This window comes from Enterococcus sp. RIT-PI-f (assembly GCF_001297065.1).
Lineage (GTDB): Bacteria > Bacillota > Bacilli > Lactobacillales > Enterococcaceae > Enterococcus_D.
Map to the genome: position 1 here is coordinate 96,148 of NZ_LHOX01000021.1, position 26,504 is coordinate 122,651.

Here is a 26,504-nt window from a genome sequence, read left to right on the forward strand (position 1 = left end):
TATGGAGAAACCGTACCAAATAGTTTTAGACCAAAGTACGTCTGGTACCAAATTGCTCTTGTTTGAGAATGGCCGGATAGGTTATCGCAAAGACAAGAAACATCAGCAGATTTATCCCAAGGTCGGGTGGGTCGAACATGACCCGCTTGAAATTTGGCACAATGTACAAACACTTTTGAGTGATGTATTCACGGAAAAAGAAATTACACCAGCAGAGGTTGCCTCAATATCGATCACCAATCAAAGAGAAACGATCGTAGCTTGGGACCGTAGTACCGGCAAACCTTTGTATAATGCCATTGTCTGGCAGTGCAACCGCAGTGCTGGGATTTGCGCAGAGATGATTGCCAAAGGTCTTGAACCAATGATCAATCAAAAAACCGGTTTAAGGATCGACCCCTATTTTTCCGGAACCAAAATCAACTGGTTGGTCAAAGAAATCACTGCAATCAAAGAAAAATCGGGAAGCGGTGATTTGGCGATTGGCACTATGGATAGTTGGCTGCTATGGAACTTGACTGAAGGGGCAACCTTTGCCACTGAAGCAAGCAATGCGTGTCGAACATTACTATATAATATTTCGACGATGGATTGGGATCCGGTATTGATCGAATTATTTGGGATTGATGTGATAGATCTGCCCAAATTGACCCCGGCAGATACCATTTTTGGGTATTATCAAACGATTCCGATCATAGGTGTATTGGCTGATTCACAGGCTGCATTGTTTGGTGAAGGGTGCAAAGAAGTCGGCGATGTCAAAATCACTATGGGTACAGGCTGCTCGATCATGATGCAAGTACAGCAGCAAAACCAGTTAAGGGATCAACGCATTTTGACCACTACTGCCTGGCAAACAGAAAAAGGCTGTGTGTTCGCATTAGAAGGCATTATTCGCTCATGCGGCGATGCCATCAACTGGTTCAGTGAACAGATTGCGCCATTGCCAAACGTTGCCGCGATTTGCGATCAAGTATTGGTTCGCGATACAGATGAAGCAATCTATTTTGTGCCAGCGTTACAAGGGATGGGGGCACCATTTTGGCATAACCAGTTGACAGCCAGCTTTTTAGGGATGAAACGTACGACGACACAGCAAGATTTACTGCGGGCCGTCTTAGAAAGTATTCTTTTTCAGATCAAAGCAGTCATCGATGTCATGGAAGAAGTCTCTGGCCGCATGATCAATCACGTCATGATCGATGGCGGGATGTCAAAAAATCACCCATTGATGACCATGTTGGCAACATTGCTGCATAAAGAGGTGATCGTGAGTGAAGTAGAAGAATTCTCGGCGATTGGCACAATGACCTTGGCAAGACCACAACAAATGGCGCATCCTTGGCGGCAAGAACGTATCCAGCCGGAAGCTGATCAAGCAACGATTCGTTTGAAATATGAAAAATGGAAACGGTTAATTGATTTGTCTGTAGCTTTGGAAGGGGAGTAAAGAGAAGATGGATACAACAGGATTTCGAATCAATGATACGGCATATGTGGATACATATTTGCTGCACCAATCGCAAGAATTCAATGTTGGTAAAAAAAAGCCATTAGTGATTGTTTGTCCAGGAGGAGGCTATGCCTTCACAAGTGACCGAGAAGCAGAGGCCATTGCGTTAAAATTCAATAGTATAGGCTTGCATAGTGTCGTTCTTTGGTACACGACAGGCGATCAAGTAAAACATGTGCCGCAAAATGCACTTATAGAAGCAGCACAAGCAGTTCAATATATTCGTGCACAGGCAGATGCATGGCTTGTAGACGAAACAAAGATTATTGTCTGCGGTTTTTCTGCTGGTGGTCATCTGGCTTTGCAATTGGCAACAAGATGGCACGACCCTATGCTCTCAGATATATTGGGTGTGACCAGCGACCATCTTAAAGTTGATTTAGCGATTGCTGGCTATCCGCTCGTCTATCAAGATCAAGCATTTGAGCCGGATGATTTAGGGTTTGCATCATCTTTGATCGGTAAACCTTTGACGGCCAATGAACGGTTCTTTGGCACGAAAGAGCCAACTGATACAATAATCAAACAAATGAATGTGCTGCATTATGTGGATGAATGGACACCACCGATGTTCATTTGGCATACCACAGAAGATGTGTTAGTAGATGTTGACCATTCTCTCAAATTGGGTGTTAAATTAAGAGAAAAAAAACGTCCTTTTGAAATGCATATCTTCGAAAAAGGAGAACATGGATTGGCGCTGGGGGATCGCACTACTGCTCGAAAGGCAAGTCATCTCAATCCGCATGTGGCGCAATGGTTTACCCTTTGTGAAGGGTGGCTTCATGCCTATATTGATACGCCTGATTAAGACGCATTCATGAGAAAGGGGAATAGATAAGTGAAACTAACAGTTAGCCCAAATAATCGTACCTTACAAAGAGATAGCCATCATTTCTTTTATCTTGCAGATACTTGTTGGAGTGCTTTTACCAGCATTCAAGAAGATGACTGGATCACCTATTTAGATAAGCGTAAAGAACAAGGTTTTAATACCGTTCAAATCAACATTCTTCCCCAATGGGATCGCAGTAAAGGCACTTTTGATATGCTACCTTACCCAATTGATGGAAAGAAATTTGACTTTGGACAAGTACGCACTGCATATTTTGAAAGAGCTCATAAACTATGTCAAATAGCTGAAGAAAAAGGTTTCACGTTAGCACTCGTTGTACTATGGTCAAACTATGTGGCAGATACATGGGCCAGTGATCTTGATGGTGGTATCAATATAATTTCCCAAGCAGAACGACAAATATACTACAAACAAGTCATCGATACATTTGATGCGTTTCAGCCATTATATTTTATTGGAGGGGATACAGATTTCCCTACACAAGACACGATCGACACTTATTTGGAAGCGTTTGATTATTTTGAAACACACTCACCAGAAACATTGAAAACGATCCATATCAAAGGAAGGTTCAAAGACATTCCAGCATCCATTGTTTCTCATTTGGATCTGTTTTTATATCAATCAGGGCACAATCATTCATTTTTAGATATGCCGTTCACCCTTGCGGAACACTTTTGTCATTTAGAACCACAATTACCAATCATCAATTCAGAACCTTGTTATGAACAGATGGGATTTGCCAGACAGGTTTACGGTCGTTTCGAGCAACGAGATGTTCGAAAAGCGGCATGGCAATCTATTTTGTCCGGCGGATCGGCTGGTATCACCTATGGGGCGCATGGAATTTGGAGTTGGCAAACACAAGAATCTGCATTTGCTGAAGATATTGGGGAAGCATTTGACAGTCCGATGATTTGGCAAGAGGCACTGCATTTTCCGGGTGCTAATGATTATGGCTATATCAAGCAACTATTTGAATTGCTATCAATCCATCAATTGATTCCGTGTCAACAACATTTGATTGATACACATGCCCAGATTCGGATGGCAATTACTGAAGATCAACGGTATTCTCTGATCTATCTGCCAAGCAATACCAAAATTTGTCTTCGAGATGTATCGATTACAAATGTGACACTCGTTGATTTAAAAGAAAGACGTTTTTTCAAGCCTAGCTATACTGTTTCAGATAATGTCACTATATTCAAACCGCATATGTGTCAAGAAGATGTCCTGTTGATCATACAAAATAAGGAGTGAAAAAGATGGAAAAATATATGGATAATGTCCTAGTTTTTGCTGATAAGATTTCAAATAATCGCTATTTAAAAGCTATTTCAAATGGATTGATGGCAACATTACCTATTAATATTATAGGATCGATTGCCTTATTGCTCGCCGTCTTACCTATTCAGGGTTGGACTAATTTTATTACATCTATCAATATTGGCGGGTATTTTTCTGTTGGGTATAGTATGACTGTAGGCGTCATCTCGGTATATGCATCATTTCTAGTTGGTCATCGACTAGCAACGGAATTTAAGCAATCTGCTGTTCCAGCAGGGATCGTGTCATTGTTTGCTTTTTTAATGATGACACCTTTAATCACGCTAGAAGACACAACCACTTTGGATATGAGCAAATTAGGTGCGCAAGGTCTTTTTACCGCAATGATTTGTGGATTGGTGTTTGCGAGAATCTATTGTTTTATTTTAGAAAAAAATATTGCAATCAAAATGCCTGCAGGAGTACCACAGTTTGTGACGGACACTTTTGCTGGACTGATTCCTGCGATCATCACAGGTTTCATTGCGATTATCATTAGTTGGGCTTTTAGTTTTACAGCCTATGGCTCATTTTCTGACTTTATTTATCAAATCTTAGCCCTGCCATTACAAAGCTTATCTTCAAGTGTTGGCTCTTTGTTAGTGATCGTCTTGATCCAAATGGCTCTTTGGTTCTTTGGCATCCATGGTTCATTAGTAGTTGGGAGTTTTATTACAGCTTTATATTTACCGATGGATGTGGAGAATATGGACGCCTTGGCTTCAGGTGTAGCTAGATCAGAGTTACCAAATATCTTGAGCAAATCTTTCTATGATCTATTTGCAGGTATTGGAGGCGCAGGTGGAACTTTATCGTTAGTTATTGTGATTCTACTGATTGCGAAGTCCAAACAATCAAGAACAGTCGCAAATCTAAGTGCAGTCCCAGGTCTATTTACAATCAATGAGCCAATGATTTTTGGCTTACCGTTGATTTTGAATCCAATCATGGCAATTCCGTTTATTTTAACACCGTTGGTTCAGGTGTCAGTTGCCTATTTAGCTATTTGGAGCGGTATCGCACCTCGCCTAAGTGGCGTGCAAGTACCGTTTGGGACACCAATTTTTCTAAACGGGTTCTTAGCCGGAGGTTGGCAGATTGCTGTCTTGCAAGTGGTTTGTGTTCTAGCTGGCTGCGTCTTATATATTCCTTTTGTTAAAATCTTAGATAAGGAAAAATTAAAATCAGAAGCTGCGGCCGAAGCTGAAACACAAGCAGCACAAGTTGAAACGGTTAGTACGACAACAGAGACTGTTTAGTGACATAAATAGAGAGTGGACGTAGGATTATACGTCCACTTTTTTCTATTTGCTTTTCTTTAATACTAAACATGAATATATCGTGTCTAAGATATATTCTAATGACAATCCATATTGAATGGCGCTAAAAGATTCATTTGAAGAGAAATACAAATAGAAACTTTCATTACAGACAAGTGATAAATCTTTTTCTAAAAAACTTGTAATAGCGATAGTTTTCCTATTACTTTTTCTAAGTTTATAAGCAATATCGATCATAGTTTGATTTTTCCCAGAGTGACTGATCACAAATGATATAGCGTTGGCTGCTCCTGAGGAAGAAATATAGAACTCATTCAATGAATTGAAAGCTTGAGCATGAATGTTTAAATTGTTTAATTTAAGGCAAGCAGATTGTACTCTGGGGAAATTGATATCGCTTGCATAAAAATCGATTTTTGGCGCATGACACAATAAATTGATTACCCTATTGAGCGTATCTTTATTTAAAAGATCCTTTGTTTCTTGAATTGTATCAGCATAAACAGCAGAAACATAGGAAGATACTTCAATACTAGAAAGATCAGGTGAAAGAAGTAAGTTTTTACGTTCATACTTTTTCGTATATTCTTTTACATATTTTAATTGAAAATCTGGATATCCTTTGAACCCTAATTTTTTGCAAAATCTGACAACAGTTGCAGGACTTGTAAAACTTTTATTGGCTAAGTCCTTAGCGGATAAATCAATTAATCGATCAGGATGTTCAGTTATAAACTGAGCAATTGCTTGTTCTTGAAATGTGAACTTTGTAATATCTTCTAATTGTTGGAAAATCATTACAATCACTCCTATATGATTAGTTATATGCCTAACATATCATATATAAAATGTTTTAGATAGAAGTGTGTGAAATCAATCAGATGGGAATAGAATACCAGCTTTCAGTCGCGCAGTTGTTTGAATATCCATAGTAGTCAAAGTAATGTCTTGTAAATATTTTGTTTGTGAAAAGTCTTCATTTTCGATAATAGAAATGAAGGCTTCAAATTCATGAAACATTCTGTGTTTTCCATGGTTTATATTCATCGTTTCCGTTTTAGAGTCTTTAGTGTTTAAACTTAAAGTAAATTGACTAACAATATTGGCCGATGAATCAACACTGATGCATCCTTCATCGCCTTGTATATTTGTCATAATTGGTGCTTTACAATCTTTTGCAGCAATTCCGACAAATTTAAAAGTAGGATAGTCCAGTACGAGTATACCTGACGTGTCAATTCCTCGTTGAATGTTAGCATGATAGTCTATATTATCGGGTTTACCAAATAATGTAACAACTAAATTTATATTATAGATATTTAAATCCATTAAAGCGCCACCAGATTTTTGTGGATCAAATGCGGGCAATGTTTCACCACTTTTAAAAGCATCGTATCTAGAAGAGTATTGCGAATAGTTTGCTGTAAATATTTTAATGTTGCCTAACTTAGGTAATTCTTCTTTTATTTTTTGGACATTTGGTAAAAATCGAGTACTGACTGCTTCAAAGATAAATAAGTGTTTTGATTCCGCTAATTCGAATAGTTCTTTTGCTTCTCTTAAATTTGATGTAAAGGGTTTTTCGCAGATAACATGTTTCCCTGCATTAAGAGAGTCTTTACTAAATTGGAAGTGTAAATGATTAGGAACAGCAACGTACACCGTATCAACATCTTCATCTAATAGAAATTCTTTGAAGTCTGTATAAGTTTTGTTTATGCTATTTGAATCAGCAAGGTGCTCAATTACTTCTTTCTCAGCAATTGTGGCACAAATGGCTTGTAAATCTAAGTTTGGAATCTCAGAAGCAAAGGTTAAAAAATCATGGACAATCATACCTGCACCTATTATGCCTAACTTCATTTGACCGCCTCCTTTGCAATTATAGTACCTTGCTCAATAATATCTAAAACTGCTAATACTTCTTCGTTCTTTACAATCTTTGGTTGCTTATTTTCGATAGCTTCTAATAAATTATCATAAATGGCACCATAGTTTGTTGTTTCAATAGGAACTTTCAGGTGTACATCGGTTCCATCCTCACTGACATAGGATAGGTTCCCCCAAAGTGATTCTGAATAAACCGTGTCTTCTAGTAAGATTGGTCCTGGTTTGTATGTTTTATTGGAGTTATGCCCTAAACTAGGCATAGTGAAGCTCCCTTTTTTTCCATGCAGGATGAATCTTGGATAATCAATTTTGACGTAACAACTTGTTTTCACTGTAGCTTTGAATCCCTGAGCGTAAAATAAGTCCATATCGTAATAGTCGTCTGCTAGTCCTGGATTATCTATACTTCGACAATCCAGAGTAACTTTATTAGGTGTTCCAAATAGACTGATTATTTGGTCTAGAGGATGGACAGCTAAACCATATAAAAAACCAAATTTTTTATTCTCCTTGATAGCAGGTTTAAAGTAGTCATAATGAGATTCCAACTCTACTAACTCACCTAATACGCCAGAATCAATTACTTTCTTTAATGTAAGAAAATCAGCATCAAACCTACGATTTTGGTTAGCCATTGCCACCAAGTTGTTTTTCTCCGCTAAATGGAATACCTTTTGTGCATCAGTTTTTGTTAATGCGAAAGGTTTTTCACACAGCACGTTTTTGCCTTTGCAAAGAGCTAATATAGAATAATCTACATGAAATGCGTCAGGGGTATTGATTACAACCAAGTTTACCTCCGGATCTTCCATAACCTCATTGATATTTGAAGTGAAAATATAGTTTGGATACCATGTTTCACGTTCGGTATCCCCGATTCGATCTTCTTCTCTTCTATAAATATATTTTACTTTAATTGTATCTTTTTTCTCCTCAACATAAGGGAGGTGATAGTGAGTGACACTATTACCAAAACCAATATAAGCAACTATTAACATAAAAATCATTCCTTTCTTTTTTTCGTTTTCAATATATCATCCGAAAAAAAGCAGAAATATAGATGTTTCATAAATTGGTCCGAGGTTTCTATAAATATTGCTATCTTTGAAATTTATTTTCAAGACATTAGTGTAATTAGCAATACATGAAACCAGATTTCAAAAAGAATTAAAATAAATGAAAGCGATTACCATTGTTTGGTTCGGCGGTTTCACAAAGTTGAACTGTTTGCTATTTTTAAGTCAATCAAGAACTACATTGTGTTGGGCCCGTAGCAATGATCAGTGCTTGAAAAATAGTAAATGAGAGAAGTGATAAGATGAAGAAGAAAAGTATAATGGATCGATTTACTGATTTTGCTTTGAAGATTTCTGAACCCTTAGGAAAATTTGCTAATACTGACGCTATTTTTTCTATTGTTTCTGGCTTAACTGCTGTTATGCCTGTTATAATGATTGGCTCAATTTTTCTAATTTTTTATGTATTAGGTTCGCCAGATGTCGGCACCAGCGGAAAGGCCTTACTGCCTTTTTTATCACCATGGACAGCAAATTTTGTTTGGTTGAATAATGCTACTTTAGGAATGATGGCACTCTATTGTTCAGTAGCTATTCCTTATACATTTGCGGAGAGAAAAAAGGTAAGTACGAAAAGTGCAGCGCTTATGGGAATTGCTACATTCATTCTATTTACCATAGGGGGATTAGATAGTGATGGTGGAATTTTAATCAATTCTTTTAGTGCAAGTGGTTTATTTGCATGTATCATTACTAGTTTGTTAAGTGTCACTATTCTTAAATGGTGTATCGATCACAATATTACGATAAAGATGCCAAGTTCTGTTCCGCCAAATGTTGGGATGGCATTTGCTTCATTGATACCATATGCAATCTCTTTTACTGTAGCTTGGTTTATTCGTTCAATACTAAATTTTGATTTTGTTGCTTTTTTGAATTCTGTTTTGGAACCAGTAATATCGGGGTCTGACTCGATATGGACAGCTATGTTGTTGTCATTCCTAGTATTACTCTTGTGGAGCATTGGGTTACATGGAGATAATATGCTGCTTTCTTTATTTACCCCTTTTGGGTTAATGTGGATCAACCAGAATGCAGAGGCTTTAAGTCAGGGAGTTCCGGCAAATGAACTTCCCCAAGTATTGGCTGGTTTAGGCCAAACGGGATTGCTTAGATTATCAATATGGACTTCGGCAGTGTGGCCGTTGATTTTTCTTATGATTATTTCTAAGAATAAATTTTTGAAGACTTTAGGGTGGACAACTTTTGGACCGGGTTTATTTACAATTGTTGAGCCAGTAGTTTATGGATTACCAATTGCATTGAATCCCTTTTTAATGATTCCATTTGTTCTAAGCGGAACAATTGCTACGGGCATCGGATATTTATTGATGGCAAGTCCTTTTTTAGGCAAGTTTTATGCATTGGTTCCTTGGGCAACACCTCCGTTTTTGTTAGGACCTTTAGGTACGGGTGATTGGAAAACAATTATTATTCCAGTTATGGCATTTTTTGTGGGCTTGGTTATATACTTACCTTTTTGGCGTCTATACGTTAAATCATTGGATGAAGTAGTCGATGCAGGATAATGGATTAGGTATTTAATCATACGATCAATGAAATCCCTGTTCTTATTTTTGTTTCAGTATTGATGAGCAGTTATGGATTTTTAAAGTCGACATCATTATTTTTCTAGTATTAACCAAAGCTTGTAAAGAAAAGTAAGCGATTTTAAGATGACAAGCCTTATACTTCATGGTATAGTTAATCCAAGAAAACCCACGTTGGATTGTTACTGACTCGATCAGGCAAAACCTAAATAAGATAACGCTCTTTGCAGCGACTCTTATTTAGGTTTTTTATGTTTATCGGGGTTTTTTCTATGGTTGGAATGGTCAATATGAGGCAACAGACGTGTATTGACTAAAAAATAAGATAAGTGAAGGAGTAGAGAAGATGTCAAAATTTCCAGAGAATTTCTTATGGGGCGGCGCTACGGCTGCCAATCAATTAGAAGGTGCATTTGATCGCGATGGCAAAGGACTATCTGTAGCAGACGCAATGCCTGGAGGCAAACAGCGTTTAGCCATTTTAGGCAGTGATACGTTTGACTGGACGATCGATGAAGACACATATACGTATCCAAATCATCGCGGTATTGACCATTACGATCGGTTTAAAGAAGATATTGCCTTGTTTGCAGAAATGGGTTTCAAGAGCTACCGTTTTTCGATTGCTTGGACACGTATTTTTCCGCAAGGAGATGAAACCACACCGAATGAGGCCGGCTTGGCTTTTTATGATGCCTTGATCGATGAATGCTTGAAGTATGGGATTGAACCTGTGATCACGATTTCTCACTATGAAATGCCATTGCATTTGGCAAAAGCATACGGTGGATGGAAAAACCGGGCTTTGATCGATTTTTATGAACGTTTTGCCAAAGTGGTATTGGAACGTTTCCACAGTAAAGTGAAATATTGGATGACATTCAACGAAATCAATTCAGCTTTTCACTTCTCTGCGTTGAGCCAAGGGATGGTCAACAGTACAGGGGCGGACAACTTCACAAATGTGATTCAAGCTTGGCACAATCAATTTGTAGCAAGCAGTAAAGCGGTGAAAATCGGTCATGAATTGAATCCAGATTTGCAAATTGGGTGTATGATCATTTATGCAACAACGTATAGTATCGATGCAAATCCAATCAACCAAACGGCAACATTGATCCATAACCAAGCCTTCAACTATTATTGTGCAGATGTTCAAGTCCGTGGGAAGTATCCAGCATTCACGGATCGTTTGTACAAAGAATATGGTGTTGATCGCGCGGATCTTGACATTACGGAAGAAGATTTGGCCTTGATTGCACAATACACAGTCGACTATGTAGGCTTCAGTTATTACATGTCTTCTGCTGTAGATGTGACCACTGAAGAAGTCGATGAAGTGCAAGGCAATTTGCTAGGTGGTGTGCGTAATCCATTCTTAGAAGCGAGCGAGTGGGGTTGGCAGATCGACCCTGAGGGATTACGCATTGCTTTGAATGAGTTGTATGATCGTTATCAAAAACCATTGTTCATTGTTGAAAATGGATTAGGGGCTATCGATACGTTCACTGAAGATGGGACGATTGAAGATGATTACCGCATCGATTACTTGCGCCGCCACATCGAAGCGATGGGTGAAGCGATTGAAGATGGCGTAGACCTGATTGGTTATACCCCATGGGGCTGTATTGACCTTGTCAGTGCATCAACCGGTGAAATGAGCAAGCGCTATGGCTTTATCTATGTTGATTTTGATGATGAAGGCAACGGCACAATGGATCGTTCGAAGAAAAAATCATTTGATTGGTACAAGCAAGTGATTGCAACAAATGGCGAGAATTTAGATTAAATAAGTGTCAAAAGAAGCAACGGTCGAGGGACTGTTGCTTCTTTTTTCATAGTTGTCATAAAAAATGATTACCCCCGCAACACGCGGCGCTGATATATAAGAGTTGCCGTGCACCAGCTCACGATAGTGATTCCACCGCACCAAATGAAGGCTTGAAGCAATGGAGCAGGTGGTTGTTGCATCATCAGGGCGCGAAGTGCATGGATGATTGGTGACATTGGTTGGTATTCAGCAAAAATGGCTAACGGCCGCGGCATGGTCTCCGTTGGCACGAAACCGGAGCTTAAGTAGGGCAAAAGGGTGATCAAGACAGTGAACAAAGCAGCCATTTCGGAACTTTTGGCGATGAGTCCAACCAAAACTGAGATCCAAGTAAAGGCGAAGGTGAAGCAAAAGATCAATAGGACTGCGAGCCCCCAGCCAGCAAGTGTGGCTTGTGGGCGAAAACCGATGAGCAGAGAAACGCTCAACACGACCAAGGTGCTGATCAAGCTCCGAAGCGTCGCGGCGAAGACATGGCCATTTAAAAAAGCTGATTTAGAAATGTTCAAGGTCATCAGTCGCTCCACCATACCCGATTTTAAGTCTTCCGTAACAGTTACCCCAACGGAGGAGGCACTCTGGGCGATACACTGAACGAGGACACCAGGAACAACAAAATCGACATAAGCGGTATCGCCGACGTGCATGGCTCCGCCAAAGACATAGACGAAGAGGATCATTAAAATCGCTGGGGTCAAAATACCGCTCAGCAAGGTTTCCATACTGCGAATCGATAGCAAGAGATTGCGTTTGAATAAGGTGTTGGTTTCTAGAATAGCTTTCATTGGGTTCCTCCTTGGACAAGTGTCAGAAAGATATCTTCTAAAGAAACGTTCTTTTGACTAAAGCTGGTGATGGTGATCGGTAATTGATTGAGATCTTGTAAAAGTGTGAAGGCATGATGGAAGTCTTGGCTGACGGGCAATGTCAGAGAGAGATTGGACACATTGACTTGTAACGGAACGTCAGAAAGATGCTGACGCAATGTCTGCAAGTGCTCTTTCGTCAGTACGTTGATTTCCATCGTTTGCGAAGGGTGCAGTTTTTTTATTTCAGTTGGTGTTCCTTGCAAGATGATTTTCCCTTCATGCAAAATGGCAACTTGGTCTGCTAAAAATTCAGCTTCTTCTAAGTATTGGGTCGTCAGAAAAATCGTTCGTCCTTGCGCTGCGATCTCTTTGATCATGTGCCATGTGGCTAAGCGGTTTTGCGGGTCTAAACCTGTCGTTGGTTCATCCAAAAAGAGCAGGTCAGGCTCGCCGATAAAACTCATGGCGATGTCTAATCGCCGGCGCATTCCGCCCGAGTAATCTTTGACTAGTCGATTGCTGGCATCCACCAAATCAAAACGCGTTAACAAATCTTCCACGATCTCCTGTTTGTTTTTGACATGGCGCAAAGCAGCGATCATCAGCAAGTTTTCTTGGCCTGTCAGTTCTTGATCGACGGCGGAAAATTGACCTGTCAGGCTGATTTTCTCGCGAATCGCTGCCGGATCTTTGGTCAAGTCGATCCCGTTGATACACGCGGTTCCTTGATCAAAAGGTAGGATGGTGGACAAAATTTTGACTAGAGTAGTTTTTCCAGCGCCGTTTGACCCTAGTAAGACAAAAACTTCGCCAGAAGTGACGTCAAAGGTGACATCTTCCAAAACGGTATTGTCTTTGAAGCTTTTTTGTAAATGTTTCACGTGAAGCATTTGCTTCTTTATAGGGTTTACCATAGCTTCTTCCTCGTTTCTATAAGATAATTAGAGCATACCGCCTAATAGGATAGAGGATGTCTAAAATTCAATATATTGAAAAAGAAGGTGGATTACATGCAAAGTTATGGTGCAACAATCAAAGCAATCCGAAAGAGTAAAGGTCTACTATTGAAGGAACTGGTGGATGAACAGTTGTCTTTGTCTTTGTTGTCGCAATTTGAGAATGACAAAACCACGATATCTTGCGAACGCTTTCATCGTTTGCTGGACAAACTTGAAGTCCGCTTTGATGAGTTTCAGTTGTTGCGAACGGGGCAAACCCTTTCTCCAATACAGGCTGAGATCCTAGATTATGTAGCGGCGATGGGTGAGATTAGTGACGTAGGAGAATTACAAGGATTAGCAGAGAAATATCGATCATTATGCCTATACCAGCAACAACACTATTCACTAGAGATCGACCATTTGCTGCAATTATTTCATTTTGACTACTGTATGAAGAAAGATATTTTTAGTGGATTGCCATCGTTGGCAGCGCGCGAAAAGTATAGTGCCTGTCTATCTGGCGCAAAACAATATTTACTCAACACCGATACTTGGGGTGTCTATGAACTGCGGCTATTTGCACGTGTGGGGATTTCTATGGAACCTTCTTTGTTGTGGCGTTGTCTCCAGGTTGCCATCAAGAAAAGCGATCAGTTTGCCAAACTGCCAGGAAATCAAGATATCTTCTATGAAACCTTAACGGCGATTTTTTCGATATTTTGTTTATTGAAGGAAAACGACTATGCTGAAAAAACCTTCCTACTCTGGCGCACACGGATCGCGCAAGAAGAACATGTCAAGGAAGCTGTTTTTTTGCCTTTTTATGAAGGTTGGGTGGCTTGGCTAAAAGGGGAAGCCGGGGCAGAAGAACGCATGGATGAAACACTATTCTGGTTGGAACGTTTAGGGTTCAAAAAACAATTGGCTGAGTATCGAGAACTCAAGCAATTGGTGTTGACGGATAATTTCCTAGGTCTTTTATTAAATGACCCGTTGCTTTCTGTGTGAAAAGAGTGTTAAATAAGCAGAGGGTGACAAAGTGTCAATAATTGGTATTAACCAATTATTGGTGGTAAAATATAAACATAAATAGTAGGTTTTTTTTGCAAAAAAATGATTGACAAGCCTATGAAACCGCCTTATGTTTAAGAATCAGAAAGGAAGTGATTAAAAATCGATAATAGCAAGCAAGTTGCTTCTTTTTTTAGTATGAGAGGAGTATATTCGTAATTGGAATTTTTCTTTCATTGGAATTATTATCATTTATTTGGTTAGAGTTTAGGAGGATGTAAAATGGATATTGTGACATTAGCACGGATCCAGTTTGCCATGACAACGATTTTCCACTACTTTTTTGTGCCTTTTTCCATTGGTACAGGGGTTGTTGTTGCAATCATGGAAACATTATATGTGATAAAAAAAGATGAAAAATATAAACGCATGACGAAGTTCTGGGGCAATATTTTTCTATTAAGTTTTGCTGTTGGTGTGGTGACGGGGATCATTCAAGAATTTCAATTTGGCATGAACTGGTCTGATTATTCACGATTTGTCGGGGATATTTTTGGGGCACCATTGGCCTTAGAAGCTTTGTTGGCGTTCTTCTTGGAGTCAACTTTCTTAGGACTATGGATCTTTACTTGGGATCGTGTGAGCCCGAAAGTCCATGTGACGTTCTTTTGGCTGGTTACCTTAGGATCGATGCTGTCTGCTTTCTGGATATTGGCTGCCAATAGTTTTATGCAGCATCCAGTAGGGTATACCTTGAATAATGGTCGGGCAGAAATGACTGATTTTGGCGCGTTATTAGCCAACCCGCAAGTTTGGTACGAATTTCTTCACGTGATCACAGCCGCAATCGCTATGGGCGGGATCATCGTGGCTGGTTTATCGGCTTTTCGTTTGTTGAAAAAAGATCAAGATATCGACCGCGAGTTCTTCAAAAAATCAATGCGTATTGGTTTTGCCGTCGCATTATTTGGTTCATTTACGGTGTTGCTTGCTGGAGATGAACAAATGAAGTATCTAGTAGAAGAACAACCAATGAAATTTGCGGCGATGGAAGGTGCGTATGAAGATACTGGCAGCCCGGCTGCCTGGACTGTGGTGGCTTGGGCGAATGAGGCTGAGCATTATCAAGTGTTTGGTGTGTCTATTCCTTATATGCTCAGTATTTTGGCTTTTAATGAACCGTTCGGATCGATCGATGGGATGGATACTGTCAATCAAGATTTGATCGCCCGCTATGGGGAGCGGAATTATTATCCCCCTGTGAATACATTATTCTGGAGTTTCCGTGTGATGGCTGGATTCGGGGCATTGATGCTGCTGGTATCCGGTTTAGGACTGTTCTTCACGCGTAAGAAGAAACCTTGGCTCTTTGAGAAGCGCTGGCTGCTTTGGGTGACTGGCCTTACGCTGTTCACACCTTTCTTGGCCAACACAGCTGGCTGGTTGATCACAGAATTGGGCCGCTATCCGTGGACTGTTTATGGGTTGTTTACTATTGAAGATAGTGTGTCGCCAAATGTATCGGCTACTTCATTAATGATTTCCAATATCGTTTACTTCTTATTGTTTGCTGGATTGGGTGCAACGATGATTTATCTTGTCCGACGTGAAATGAACCATGGTCCAGAAAAAGACGCTTTTGGCGAAATTAGTCAAAATGACTATGATGATCCATTTGACAAGGGGGCGTTTTAAGGATGACAGGTTTACAATTATTGTGGTTTACATTGATTGGGATTTTATTCTCAGGCTTCTTCTTTTTAGAAGGATTTGACTTCGGTGTAGGAATGTCCGTTCAGACCTTGGCCCATAACGAAGATGAAAAAGACCAAATCGTGCAAACGATTGGGCCTGTCTGGGACGGCAATGAAGTATGGCTGCTGACGGCAGGCGGGGCAATGTTCGCTTCATTTCCATACTGGTATGCCTCATTGTTCAGTGGATTTTACTTGATTTTATTGTTGATTTTGGTCGGTTTGATCATTCGCGGCGTATCCTTTGAGTTTCGGGCAAACTTCCCGAAAGAACGCAAAAACATCTGGAACTGGACGTTGACGATCGGCAGTACGATGGTGCCTTTCTTCTTCGGTTTGATGTTTGTTGCGTTGATACAAGGGATGCCTTTGGATGCGGATGGCAATATGACAGCAACATTTACAGATTATGTCAATCCATTTTCTGTGGTCGGCGGTATTGCGATGACGTTATTGTGCTACTTGCATGGCTTGAACTATATTGCCTTGAAAACGGAAGGACCGATTCGGGCACGGGCACGCAATTATGCGAGTGTCTTTTATGGTATTTTGTATGCAGGATTGATCGTATTTGCTGTGATGCTCTATTTTGAAACAGATTTCTTTGACCTTCACTTTGCGACGACACTAGGATTGCTGATCGTGATCGTGTTGTTGACTATCTTAGCGAACTTCAGTGTCTTTAAAGGGATGGAAATGACCGCATTTTTAGCCAGTGGGTTCACGTTGATTGCGTTAGTCGTCTTGATTTTCACGGGATTATTCCCACGCGTGCTGATTAGTTCCCTAGATTCAAGTTATGACTTGCTGATTGCAGATGCTTCTTCAAGTCGTTATACCTTGAAAATCATGAGCTATTTATCATTAACGATTTTGCCTTTTGTATTGGCGTATACAGCTTGGAGCTATTATATTTTCCGGAAACGGATCAAGCATACGGGGGCGTTGGAGGGATATAAATGATTGACAAACAAATCATGAAACTCCCTGGAATGAAGCAGTTATTGGGTTTGCTTGCAGGATTATCTTTCTTGCAAGCACTCTTCATTATTGGGCAGGCCTATGGGTTGGCAAGTGCCATCACTGGCTTATGGGAAGGACATCCTTTAAAGGAACAGTGGGGCTGGATTCTGCTGTTCTTTTGTTCGTTTATTGCTCGGCAAGGTGTGATTTATCTGCGTTCACAAAAGCTAGATACCTATAGTTACCAACAATCTGCCGCTTTGAGAGATCAACTTTTAGAAAAACTTTTTCGTGTAGGACCTCAAATTGCGCAGCAACAAGGGACAGGGAATATCACTACGATGCTTTTGGAAGGGATCAATCAAGTAGAGAACTACTTGCAATTGATTCTGGCGAAGATCATGAATATGTCCATCATTCCATGGGTGATTTTGGCGTTGGTTTTTTACCTTGATTGGGAATCAGGTGTGGTTTTGCTGCTGGTCTTTCCTTTGATCATTATTTTCATGATCATCTTGGGCTATGCCGCGCAAAGCAAAGCCGAAAAACAATACCGCACGTTTCAACTATTGTCTAACCATTTCATTGATACGTTGAGAGGAATCGATACATTAAAGTTGTTTGGTGTGAGTCAAAAATATGGCAAAAGCATTTTTGCTTCAAGTGAACGTTTTAGAAAAGCTACCATGGACTCACTCAAAGTCGGGATTTTATCGACCTTTGCATTGGATTTCTTTACCACCTTATCTATTGCAGTCGTTGCTGTTTTACTAGGGTTGCGGCTGATCAATGAAGGGATTTTCTTGTTTCCATCATTGACGATTCTGATTTTGGCACCGGAGTATTTTTTACCGATTCGTGATTTTTCGAGTGATTATCATGCAACATTAGATGGCAAAAATGCAATGACGGCAGTTACGGAAATTTTGAATCAACCAGAAGCAGAAATCGATGCCGTTTCAATCCCACGCTGGCAAGAACAAACCAACCTATCCCTGTCAGGCGTGACCTTTGATTACGAAGAGAAAACGGCGTTGTCTGACATTGACTTGTCTGTCACAGGGTTTAAAAAAATTGGTATCATCGGTTTAAGCGGATCTGGAAAGTCCACGTTGATCAATCTTTTGAGTGGTTTTTTTGTTCCTGCTTCAGGTCAGATAGATATTGATGGCGTTGATGTAACAGCACTGCGCCAACCTGATTGGCAAGAACAATTGATTTATATTCCGCAAAATCCTTATATCTATCGGATGACGCTCCAAGAGAACGTGGCCTTCTACCAGCCTACTGCAACGAAGGAACAAGTGTTAGCGGCAATCGAGGTTGCTGGTCTGACTGAGCTACTGGAAGAGTTGCCGCAAGGTTTGGATACGATGCTCGGTGAAGGAGAACGTCACCTTAGCGGGGGGCAAGCGCAACGGATTGCCTTAGCCCGTGCCTTCTTAGATCAGGAGCGAAAAGTGCTGCTCTTTGATGAGCCAACCGCGCATCTAGATATTGAAACAGAAGTTGCACTAAAGGCACGTATGCTGCCTTTGATGGAGAACCGCTTGGTTTTCTTTGCCACGCATCGCTTGCACTGGATGGAAGAGATGGATGAGATCATTGTAATGGATCAAGGGCAGATCGTTGAGCGAGGCACACGCGCAGAACTACAAGAAAAACAAGGCGCATTTACGGACTTGGTTCGTGGCATGAGGAGGAAACAGCTTGAATAAAATTGGGTTATTTCAGTCGTTGAAAACCGATACGTGGGTCAAACCATTCTTGACGAAATATAAGAATGTCTTGGCTTTGGCGTTGTTTTTAGGTTTTCTGACCTTCTTTTGCGGCGGCGCTCTGATGTTTAATTCTGGCTTCTTGATCAGTCGATCTGCTTCGATCCCTGAAAATATCTTGCTGGTTTATATTCCCATTGTATTGACACGGGCATTCGGGATTGGTCGACCGGTATTTCGCTATTTAGAACGATTGACGAGCCATAGTTGGGTATTGCGTATGACGTCAAATCTGCGGTTGAAGTTATACAATGTGGTTGAAAAAGATGCAATCTTCTTTAAACAAGCCCATCGTACAGGAGATATCCTCGGTTTATTGGCTGAAGATATCAACCATATCCAAAATCTGTATCTACGCACGATTTTCCCAACAGTGATTGCGTGGATCTTATATATCTTTTTGATTATTGGCTTAGGTTATTTTTCGGTGTGGTTTGCTTTGGTCATGTTGCTGTTGCTGGGGATCGTGGTATTTGTTTTGCCGCTATGGTCTGTGGTCATCAATGGTGCTCGTCAAGAAAAACAAAAACAAATGAAAAACCATTTGTATACGACATTGACGGACAATGTATTAGGTGTATCAGATTGGGTCTTTTCCCAACGTGGAACGGAATACGTGGAGGCACACAAAGTACTAGAAACTGAACTACGTCAAGTAGACGAGAAAATCAAGGCATTCGACCGCCGACGGGATTTCTTATTGCAAGGGATTTTTGGCGTGATCGCAGTAGCGCTGCTGGTTTGGGCCAGTGGACGGTTCCCAGGTGTTTATGGTGGGCTGGCCAATTGGATCGCCGCCTTTGTACTGTGTGTGTTCCCATTGATCGATGCCTTTGCACCTTTACCCGCTGCTGCCCAAGAAACGAATGTCTATAAAGATTCGATCGATCGTTTCAATGCATTGCCAGATGAGCAAATGGGTGAATCAGGAACGGTCGTTGACAAGCCTGATGGACCAATTGAACTGACGGTCAGTGATTTACATTTCCATTATCCGTCTGGAAAAGAAGTTTTGCATGGCTTTGACTTGACCATTGGTGCACATCAAAAATTAGCGATTCTTGGTCGTAGTGGTTCAGGGAAAAGTACATTTGCTTCACTCTTGCGGGGGGATCTAGTACCGACAAAAGGTACGATTTTGATCAATGGGCAGTCTGTTGCTGATTTTGGTGACAGTATCAGTGACGTCATTGGGGTCATCAACCAAAGCCCCTACTTGTTTCATACGACGATTTTGAATAATTTGCGGATCGGGAATGAAGCTGCTTCTGAAGCAGAGGTTTGGCAAGTGTTGGCACAAGTGGGTCTGAAGGAAATGGTGTCTGCGCTGCCAGAAGGATTGGCTACGATGGTCGATGAAGCGGGGCTGCGTTTTTCTGGAGGAGAACGACATCGGTTAGCGCTTGCGCGTATTTTGTTGAAAGATACACCAATCATTTTATTGGATGAACCAACGGTTGGCCTAGATCCGATTACTGAACAAGGTGTATTAGAAACCTTCTTTAACGTGTTGAATAATAAAACGATTATCTGGATCACGCATCATTTACAAGGAATCTCAATGATGGATCGTGTCATTTTTATTGAAGACGGTCAGTTGGCGATGAGTGGCACACCAGCGCAACTGGCTGCTGAAAATGCACACTTCCAACAATTGTTGGCAATCGATCAAGGACGTATGTAAGGACGTATAAAAAAAGCGTCCATTTATGATGGACGCTTCCTTGATTAGTAGGCGCGCTGTAGGAGCAATTCAGCCAATGATCGAATTTTCTTTCTGCTTGGTTTATCGGGAAGTTGATCAATGGCATCAAGCGCTGCTTGTGTGTAGGCTACCGCAAAATCAGTAGCTTTTGCCACACCATCATAGGTGTTGACAAGGTCAGCGACTGCTTGTGCTTCATCCACTGAAAGAGTTTCTTTTTTATTCAGATAAGGAGCAAAAGCTGCGGGTGCTTGTTCTTTGGCAAACAACAAAGGCAATGTATAGACCCCTTGTGCGAGATCTTCAAGAACTGGCTTTTTCAAGGTGCTTGTATCTGAAGTGTAGTCCAAGATATCATCAAAGACTTGAAAGGCAATGCCGATATTACGGCCAATCTCGCCTGCGCGTTGCTGGTCTGTTTCAGATAGACCACCGAAGTGCGCGCCTTCCAAGCAAGCAAGCCAAAATAGCTCAGCCGTCTTACCGTTGATACTTTGCAAGTATTCATCAATGGTTTCATTGACGTTATACCGTGTGTGCATTTGGTCTAATTCACCTAAAAGCAGTTGCTTCATCGCTTGGGCATTGGTCATCAGAAACTCGGATCCGTTCATACTTTCAATCACTAACTCAAAAAATTGGGTGAACAAAAGATCACCCGTGTACACTGCAATGTCTTTGCCATATTTTGCTTGAACCGTGGTCCGGCCTCGCCGCAACGGTGAATCATCAATAATGTCGTCATGGATCAAGGTCGCCATATGCAAAATTTCCAAGGAAGCAGCAATCTTTGTTAATTGGTCGGTTTTTTTATAATGGGGATCGCCTAAGTCAGCAAACAATAAAAAGAGCGCTGGCCGCAGCATTTTTCCACCTGAATAAGTAAAGTCGATCAAAACATCTTGTATCTCTTTGTTCCGTACAGTTACGCGTTCTTCGATGATCGCACAAACCTTTTTTAATCGTTCATCGATCGTCGGATAATCGTTCCAAAAGTCAAACATAGTATAACCCTTTCTAACAGTCATTCAGCCCTTATTCTAGCTTAAAGACGAGGGATTGACTAGTTTAATGCACTCTTTAAAGGAGGTGAATTTGTGACACTCTCAGTATTTTTAGAACTTGTAGAATTTAAAGCAAAAACTGCCAGTATTTTGCCTTTTTTTATCGGAATTTGCTACAGCTGGTACAATTATCAATCGATTCATTTGGGCTATGTATTGCTTTATTTTGCGGCGATGCTGATTTTCAATATGGCTGTTGATATTTTAGACAATTATAATGACTACCATCACGCGACAGAAGTCCATGATTACAAGGAAAAAACCAATATTATCGGTCGGGAACAGTTATCCGTCAAGTTAGTTTTTTGGTTGATGGTATCGATGATCACCCTCTCAGCCTTGATGGGTATTGGGCTAGCGATCGTGGTTGGCTGGCCATTATTTTGGATGGGGTTGTATTGTTACTTGGTGGGGATTTTTTATTCCTCGGGCCCTCGTCCCTTATCAAGTTTACCTTTAGGTGAGTTTTTTTCAGGGTTTACGATGGGATTCATGATCTCACTGATCTGTGTGTATCTAAATGCCTATCAGGTATTTGAATGGAATGTTGCCACCATTGGCAGTATTTTCTTAGTCTCTTTACCCAATACATTGTGGATCGCCAACTTAATGTTGGCCAACAATATCTGCGATTTGGACGAAGATGAAAAGAACAATCGCTATACACTGGTGCATTATCTAGGGAAGCCTCAAGCACTACGGCTTTTTGCGGTGATGAATATCCTTGCTTTCGTGGCGATCCTTGCTGCTGTAGTCTTGGATATTGCCCCTTGGTCAGTGGTTCTGACCTTCTTAGCGGCACCTTTTGTCTGGCAACAGACAAAACGATTAATGGAAAAACAAGTCAAAAGGGAAACTTTCATTTGTGCAGTACGGATCTTAGCTGTCGGTGCTTTTGTACAAGTGATCACGTTCGCGCTTGGTTTGATTTTATAATTTTTACAAGAAAGAAAGGAAGTAAAGAAACATGAAGGAAGTTGTCATTTTAGGCGCAGGATACGCTGGTTTGCGTGCCTTACACGTATTACAAGGAGCGAAAGGGGATTTTCATATCACCCTGATCGACAAAAACGATTATCATTATGAAGCAACGGATCTCCATGAAGTTGCTGCGGGCACGCAACCCCGCGATCGTATCAGTTATCCTATTATGGATGTTGTGAAGACAAATAAAACGACATTTGTCCAAAAAGAAGTCGCAACGATTGACCGTGACCAACAAGTGATCATCTTCAAAGACCAAACGACCCGCACTTATGATTATCTGATCGTGGCTTTAGGTTTTGAATCAGAATCATTTGGGATACCAGGTGTGGAAGAACATGCGTTAGAAATGGTCGATGTCGATTCGGCAGAAGCCATTTATCATCATTTACTAAAACAAATGCAAGACTATCAACAAACAAAAGATCCAGACTTATTGAAAATCGTGGTTTGTGGTGCAGGATTCACAGGCGTTGAGTTGTTAGGCTCTCTCGTAGAAAACCGCAAAACGTTTGCGAAAGCAGCGGGTGTCAAACCAGAAGAAATCAAATTGTATTGCGTAGAGGCGGTTACGCGGTTGTTGCCTATGTTTGAAGAAAAGCTGTCTGATTATGGTATCAACAACTTGGTGAAATGGGGCGTCAATTTCTTGACAGGCAAGCCAATCAAAGAAATCAAACCAGGTGTTGTGATCTATCAAACGGATGCAGAAACTGGTGCCACAGAAGCGCTTAGTGCCAAAACGATTATTTGGACAACTGGTGTCAGCGGGAGTCATGTCATGGCTGCTTCCGATTTTTCTGCCCGCCGTGGCCGTGTGATGGTTGATCAAACTTTGACTGATCCTGATCATGGAGAAGTCTATGTTGTTGGAGACGTGTCCGCTGTATTAGATCCAGCAACCAATCGTCCGTATCCTACCACCGCTCAAATTGCATTAAAAATGGGTCATCATGCAGCGAAGAATATTCTACGTCAAATGAATGGTGAACAGCCTACTGATTTCCATTTTGAATCGTTAGGCTCTGTGGCATCGATTGGCAATACCCATGCATTTGGTTTGGTAGGGAAAATGGCTGTGAAGGGCTATCCAGCTTCTTTTGTCAAAAAAGCCATTATGGACCGTTCCTTGTATCAAACAGGTGGTGTGAAAGAAGTGTTAGCGAAAGGACGCTTTGACTTTTATCATTGAGTCGCTAGCAGACACTAATAACGAAAGGCTGTGCCCATACTGGACAGCCTTTTTTGTGCGCTTTGAAATCTCACCGCGATCTTACGAAAAAATCGTAAGGAGAAAGCGGCAAGATCAGGCTACTTTTTTTTCAAGAAAACTGCTATCATAGCAAGGAAGAAAGCGGGGCGAAGTGAGATGGAACATCAGAAAAGAGTCTTTCGCGGAATGGGAACTGTGATCACGGTCGAAGTGGTGCACGAGACACCTGAAACAATCTTAGATGAAGCACAGAAACAAGCCCAATTGTTTGAAACACGATTTAGTGCCAATGATCCTCAAGCGACCCTTAGTCGCATCAACCAACAAGCTGGGAAACTGGCCGTTCCGGTGCCAGCTGATTTATTTGCATTGATCGATTTGTCACGACAACATAGTCTGGCACCTGACAGTTATTTGAATATTGCTATCGGGCCATTGGTGCAGGAGTGGCGAATCGGTTTTGCCGATGCACATTTACCTGCAACGGACAAAATCAAGACGCTGCTGCCGTTAACTGATCCTGAAAATATCCTCCTAGATCATAGACAGCAAACAGTGGCATTGAAACAGGCTGGTATGCAAATTGATTTAGGCGCCGTAGCGAAGGGCTTCTTTGCCGATCAATTGATGGCTTATTTCCAACAAGCAGATGTGAAAGCTGCGTTGATTGATTTGGGTGGCAATGTCCTAGTCTATGGCGATGCACCGCGGCATGCTGATCATTCGTGGCGCGTGGGTATCCAAAATCCGTTTTTGCCACGGGGAAATTTTGCCGCAGCATTGAAGGTGCAGAATAAGTCTGTTGTTACTTCAGGCGTATACGAACGCACTTTTCAGTTGGATGGCCAAACGTATCATCACATTTTTGACCGTCAAACCGGCTTTCCATTGACGACGGAATTAGCGAGTTTGACCATCGTTTCAGACAAGTCTGTGGATGGGGAAATTTGGACAACCCGCCTATTTGGACAATCACCCCAGCAGATTTTGTCAACGTTGTCTTCTTTGAGAGGAATCACGGGGTTGCTCATCACCAAGCAAGGAGAGCTGCTCTATCCGAGAGAAATGGCAAACTTGATAGAAACAGTAGGATAGAGAACACCCCCTAGCAGATGCGAAAATCCGCTAGGGGGTGTTATTTAATTGAAAGGCCGGTTTGAAATTTTTGTTATTTTATATGTTCCTTATGAAGGTATCGATCAAGGATTGTTCGCTTTTAGATAAAGCACGCGCTGCTTGATGGGCAATAAAATAGGTTAAAGACAATTGCTCTTCTGGCAAAGGGTACAAGTTAAAGTCAGTAGGGATCGCTGCCTGTAAGACACTTTCAGGAACGATAGCGACACCTAAGCCGCTTTCCGCTAAAGCAGCGACGGTATAGACATTGCTGCTTTCTAGCATGATCGTTGGCTCCACTTTATATTTCTGCAGTAATTGATCGATTTGCCGGCGAATGGCGGAACCACTCCCTGTTAAAATCAAAGGCTGCTGTAATACCTTTTTCACCGTGAGCGTTTCTTCAGCTAAATACCGGATATTTGGTTGATAGAGGGGGGATGTGGCAGGGATGATCGCTAAATAGCGTTCTTTATTTGTACTATAGACTGTTAGGTTAGGCGCGATCGTTTCTGGATTTTGACCAATAAAGAAATCCAGTTGTCCGTTCAACAGTTTTTGTTCGTTTTGTTTCGGTAAATCTTCGCGCAAAAAGAAATTGACTTCTGGAAACAGTTGTTGGTAAGCAGGTAAAAAGTGAGGCAGCAAATAAGCCCCCAAACTTGGCAATATCCCTAGTCTTAAAGTATGTTTTTCTGCATTCGTATACCAAGATAAACGGTTTTTCAACTTTGCTGATTCGGATTCTAACGTTTCAAGGTACTGGTAATAGAGTTTTCCAGCTTCTGTCAATTGAAAATGCCCTGTTTGCCGATTGATGATCGAAGCCCCTAACTCTTGTTCTAATCGCTGAATGGTCTGGGTCAAATAAGGTTGAGAAATATACAGATCTTTGGCTGCTTTCGTATAATTGCTATGTTTTAAAAGGCTGTCCAAATATTGCAGCATCAGATGTGAATCTTTTAGTGCCATCTAAATCCCTCCTTTGTTCTTCCATTATAACAAAATTGTTATAGTTGAATAGTTAAATAAATATTTCACAAAATAATATTTTGGGCATACACTAACATGTGCAAGGGCAGTTTCAGAGCAACAACATGTAATCCTTGATATCAACAGTCAAATTTTCATTGTTACAAAGAGTCTTGGGGAAGCGGCAGTGAGAGGCTAGACTGTTGATTGCTTTTTTTTAGTTAATATTGTTAATACATTCACAAATTGGAGAGATGATAATGAAATTAATCGCTATTGTTGGCACCAACTCAACGCGTTCGACCAATCGCAGGTTGCTGCAGTTCATTCAGGCGCATTTTAAAGAACAAGCGGAAATCGACATATGTGAAATTGCTGATTTACCGGCATTCAATGAACCTGATGATAAAACAGCACCTGCTGAAGTACAAGCTTTATCAGACAAAATCGTTGCTGCAGATGGAGTAATCATCAGTACGCCTGAATATGACCATTCGATTCCGGCGGTCTTAAAAAGTGCAATCGAGTGGCTATCGTATACCACGCGTCCTTTGATCGATAAGCCTGTCATGATCACTGGTGCGTCATTGGGTGCTTTAGGGTCATCACGAGCACAAGCCCATTTGCGCCAAATTTTGGATGCACCAGAAGTGAAAGCACGGATTATGCCGAGTGCTGAATTCTTATTGGGTCACTCGATGCAAGCTTTTGATGATCAGGGACAGTTGATAGATCAAGACAAAGTTGCAGAGCTTGACGATTGTTTCAATGAATTTCTTCTGTTCGTTAAGATTACCAATCAGCTGGTTGATGCTTACTCAACCGCCAAAGAACGTGCCACGACATTTTCTTGGGAACAAGCATAGAAA

At 41.1% G+C, this 26,504-nt stretch carries 22 protein-coding genes; 15 read left to right on the top strand and 7 right to left on the bottom strand.

What is annotated here, in order from left to right; all coding sequences use genetic code 11:
* The first annotated feature begins 1 nt into the window (after position 1).
* From AEQ18_RS13825 to AEQ18_RS13840, 4 genes are read left to right on the top strand one after another with little or no spacing between them, the layout of a single operon-like run.
* Complete coding sequence (locus AEQ18_RS13825; RefSeq protein ID WP_054116936.1) at positions 2 to 1,450, top strand: FGGY-family carbohydrate kinase; 1,449 nt, start codon at positions 2 to 4, stop codon at positions 1,448 to 1,450.
* 7 nt (positions 1,451 to 1,457) lie between these two features.
* Positions 1,458 to 2,324 (top strand): alpha/beta hydrolase, encoded by an 867-nt coding sequence (locus AEQ18_RS13830; RefSeq protein ID WP_054116937.1) that lies wholly within the window; start codon positions 1,458 to 1,460, stop codon positions 2,322 to 2,324.
* 30 nt (positions 2,325 to 2,354) lie between these two features.
* Positions 2,355 to 3,632, top strand: a complete 1,278-nt coding sequence (locus AEQ18_RS13835; protein WP_054116938.1) for an apiosidase-like domain-containing protein — start codon at positions 2,355 to 2,357, stop codon at positions 3,630 to 3,632.
* Positions 3,633 to 3,637: 5 nt separating this feature from the next.
* Complete coding sequence (locus AEQ18_RS13840) at positions 3,638 to 4,957, top strand: PTS sugar transporter subunit IIC (protein ID WP_054116939.1); 1,320 nt, start codon at positions 3,638 to 3,640, stop codon at positions 4,955 to 4,957.
* 45 nt (positions 4,958 to 5,002) lie between these two features.
* Here AEQ18_RS13840 and AEQ18_RS13845 read toward each other — a convergent pair whose 3' ends face one another.
* From AEQ18_RS13845 to AEQ18_RS13855, 3 genes are all read right to left on the bottom strand, one after another.
* Entirely contained in the window at positions 5,003 to 5,776 is a 774-nt protein-coding gene (locus AEQ18_RS13845; RefSeq protein ID WP_054116940.1) for a MurR/RpiR family transcriptional regulator, read from the bottom strand.
* A 75-nt stretch (positions 5,777 to 5,851) separates the two neighbouring features.
* Entirely contained in the window at positions 5,852 to 6,841 is a 990-nt protein-coding gene (locus AEQ18_RS13850; protein WP_054116941.1) for a Gfo/Idh/MocA family protein, read from the bottom strand.
* Positions 6,838 to 7,866: a Gfo/Idh/MocA family oxidoreductase gene (locus AEQ18_RS13855; protein WP_054116942.1), complete on the bottom strand. Its 1,029-nt coding sequence runs from the start codon at positions 7,864 to 7,866 to the stop codon at positions 6,838 to 6,840. Before AEQ18_RS13855 ends, AEQ18_RS13850 begins: the two co-directional genes overlap by 4 nt.
* A 338-nt stretch (positions 7,867 to 8,204) precedes the next feature.
* Between AEQ18_RS13855 and AEQ18_RS13860 the strand changes: the two genes are divergently transcribed.
* Together AEQ18_RS13860 and AEQ18_RS13865 are read left to right on the top strand one after the other, a co-directional pair.
* Positions 8,205 to 9,473, top strand: coding sequence for a PTS sugar transporter subunit IIC (locus tag AEQ18_RS13860; protein ID WP_235505550.1), 1,269 nt, complete (start codon positions 8,205 to 8,207; stop codon positions 9,471 to 9,473).
* A 367-nt stretch (positions 9,474 to 9,840) separates the two neighbouring features.
* Positions 9,841 to 11,283, top strand: a complete 1,443-nt coding sequence (locus tag AEQ18_RS13865; protein ID WP_054116944.1) for a glycoside hydrolase family 1 protein — start codon at positions 9,841 to 9,843, stop codon at positions 11,281 to 11,283.
* Positions 11,284 to 11,351: 68 nt separating this feature from the next.
* On the opposite strand, the gene AEQ18_RS13870 is transcribed toward AEQ18_RS13865, so the two are convergent.
* Both AEQ18_RS13870 and AEQ18_RS13875 read right to left on the bottom strand, forming a co-directional pair.
* Positions 11,352 to 12,110 carry an ABC transporter permease gene (locus AEQ18_RS13870; protein ID WP_054116945.1) on the bottom strand — a complete coding sequence of 253 codons (759 nt, stop codon included), beginning with the start codon at positions 12,108 to 12,110 and terminating at the stop codon, positions 11,352 to 11,354.
* On the bottom strand, positions 12,107 to 13,024 hold the full coding sequence (locus AEQ18_RS13875; protein ID WP_235505558.1) for an ATP-binding cassette domain-containing protein: 918 nt from the start codon (positions 13,022 to 13,024) through the stop codon (positions 12,107 to 12,109). The genes AEQ18_RS13870 and AEQ18_RS13875 overlap by 4 nt, the downstream gene beginning before the upstream one ends.
* A 120-nt stretch (positions 13,025 to 13,144) precedes the next feature.
* On the opposite strand from AEQ18_RS13875, the gene AEQ18_RS13880 reads away from it, so the two are divergent.
* The 5 genes from AEQ18_RS13880 to cydC all read left to right on the top strand — a co-directional run bounded on the left by AEQ18_RS13880 (position 13,145) and on the right by cydC (position 20,265).
* On the top strand, positions 13,145 to 14,083 hold the full coding sequence (locus AEQ18_RS13880; RefSeq protein WP_054116947.1) for an Rgg/GadR/MutR family transcriptional regulator: 939 nt from the start codon (positions 13,145 to 13,147) through the stop codon (positions 14,081 to 14,083).
* 285 nt (positions 14,084 to 14,368) lie between these two features.
* Entirely contained in the window at positions 14,369 to 15,781 is a 1,413-nt protein-coding gene (locus AEQ18_RS13885) for a cytochrome ubiquinol oxidase subunit I (RefSeq protein WP_054116948.1), read from the top strand.
* 2 nt (positions 15,782 to 15,783) lie between these two features.
* Entirely contained in the window at positions 15,784 to 16,803 is a 1,020-nt protein-coding gene (gene cydB / locus AEQ18_RS13890; protein WP_054116949.1) for a cytochrome d ubiquinol oxidase subunit II, read from the top strand.
* Positions 16,800 to 18,521: a thiol reductant ABC exporter subunit CydD gene (gene cydD, locus AEQ18_RS13895; protein WP_054116950.1), complete on the top strand. Its 1,722-nt coding sequence runs from the start codon at positions 16,800 to 16,802 to the stop codon at positions 18,519 to 18,521. The genes cydB and cydD overlap by 4 nt, the downstream gene beginning before the upstream one ends.
* Complete coding sequence (gene cydC / locus AEQ18_RS13900) at positions 18,514 to 20,265, top strand: thiol reductant ABC exporter subunit CydC (protein WP_054116951.1); 1,752 nt, start codon at positions 18,514 to 18,516, stop codon at positions 20,263 to 20,265. The genes cydD and cydC overlap by 8 nt, the downstream gene beginning before the upstream one ends.
* Positions 20,266 to 20,309: 44 nt before the next feature.
* Here the strand turns inward: cydC and AEQ18_RS13905 are convergent, their stop codons facing one another.
* Complete coding sequence (locus AEQ18_RS13905) at positions 20,310 to 21,290, bottom strand: polyprenyl synthetase family protein (protein ID WP_054116952.1); 981 nt, start codon at positions 21,288 to 21,290, stop codon at positions 20,310 to 20,312.
* Positions 21,291 to 21,383: 93 nt separating this feature from the next.
* Here AEQ18_RS13905 and AEQ18_RS13910 point away from each other — a divergent pair, with 93 nt between their 5' ends.
* From AEQ18_RS13910 to AEQ18_RS13920, 3 genes are all read left to right on the top strand, one after another.
* A complete protein-coding gene (locus tag AEQ18_RS13910; protein WP_054116953.1) occupies positions 21,384 to 22,286 on the top strand; it encodes a prenyltransferase in 903 nt (300 codons plus the stop codon).
* Positions 22,287 to 22,317: 31 nt separating this feature from the next.
* Positions 22,318 to 23,526, top strand: coding sequence for an NAD(P)/FAD-dependent oxidoreductase (locus AEQ18_RS13915; RefSeq protein WP_054116954.1), 1,209 nt, complete (start codon positions 22,318 to 22,320; stop codon positions 23,524 to 23,526).
* A gap of 177 nt (positions 23,527 to 23,703) precedes the next feature.
* Positions 23,704 to 24,642: an FAD:protein FMN transferase gene (locus AEQ18_RS13920; RefSeq protein ID WP_054116955.1), complete on the top strand. Its 939-nt coding sequence runs from the start codon at positions 23,704 to 23,706 to the stop codon at positions 24,640 to 24,642.
* 78 nt (positions 24,643 to 24,720) lie between these two features.
* Here the strand turns inward: AEQ18_RS13920 and AEQ18_RS13925 are convergent, their stop codons facing one another.
* On the bottom strand, positions 24,721 to 25,635 hold the full coding sequence (locus AEQ18_RS13925) for a LysR family transcriptional regulator (protein ID WP_054116956.1): 915 nt from the start codon (positions 25,633 to 25,635) through the stop codon (positions 24,721 to 24,723).
* A 260-nt stretch (positions 25,636 to 25,895) separates the two neighbouring features.
* Between AEQ18_RS13925 and AEQ18_RS13930 the strand changes: the two genes are divergently transcribed.
* A complete protein-coding gene (locus AEQ18_RS13930; protein ID WP_054116957.1) occupies positions 25,896 to 26,501 on the top strand; it encodes an NADPH-dependent FMN reductase in 606 nt (201 codons plus the stop codon).
* Positions 26,502 to 26,504 lie beyond the last annotated feature (3 nt).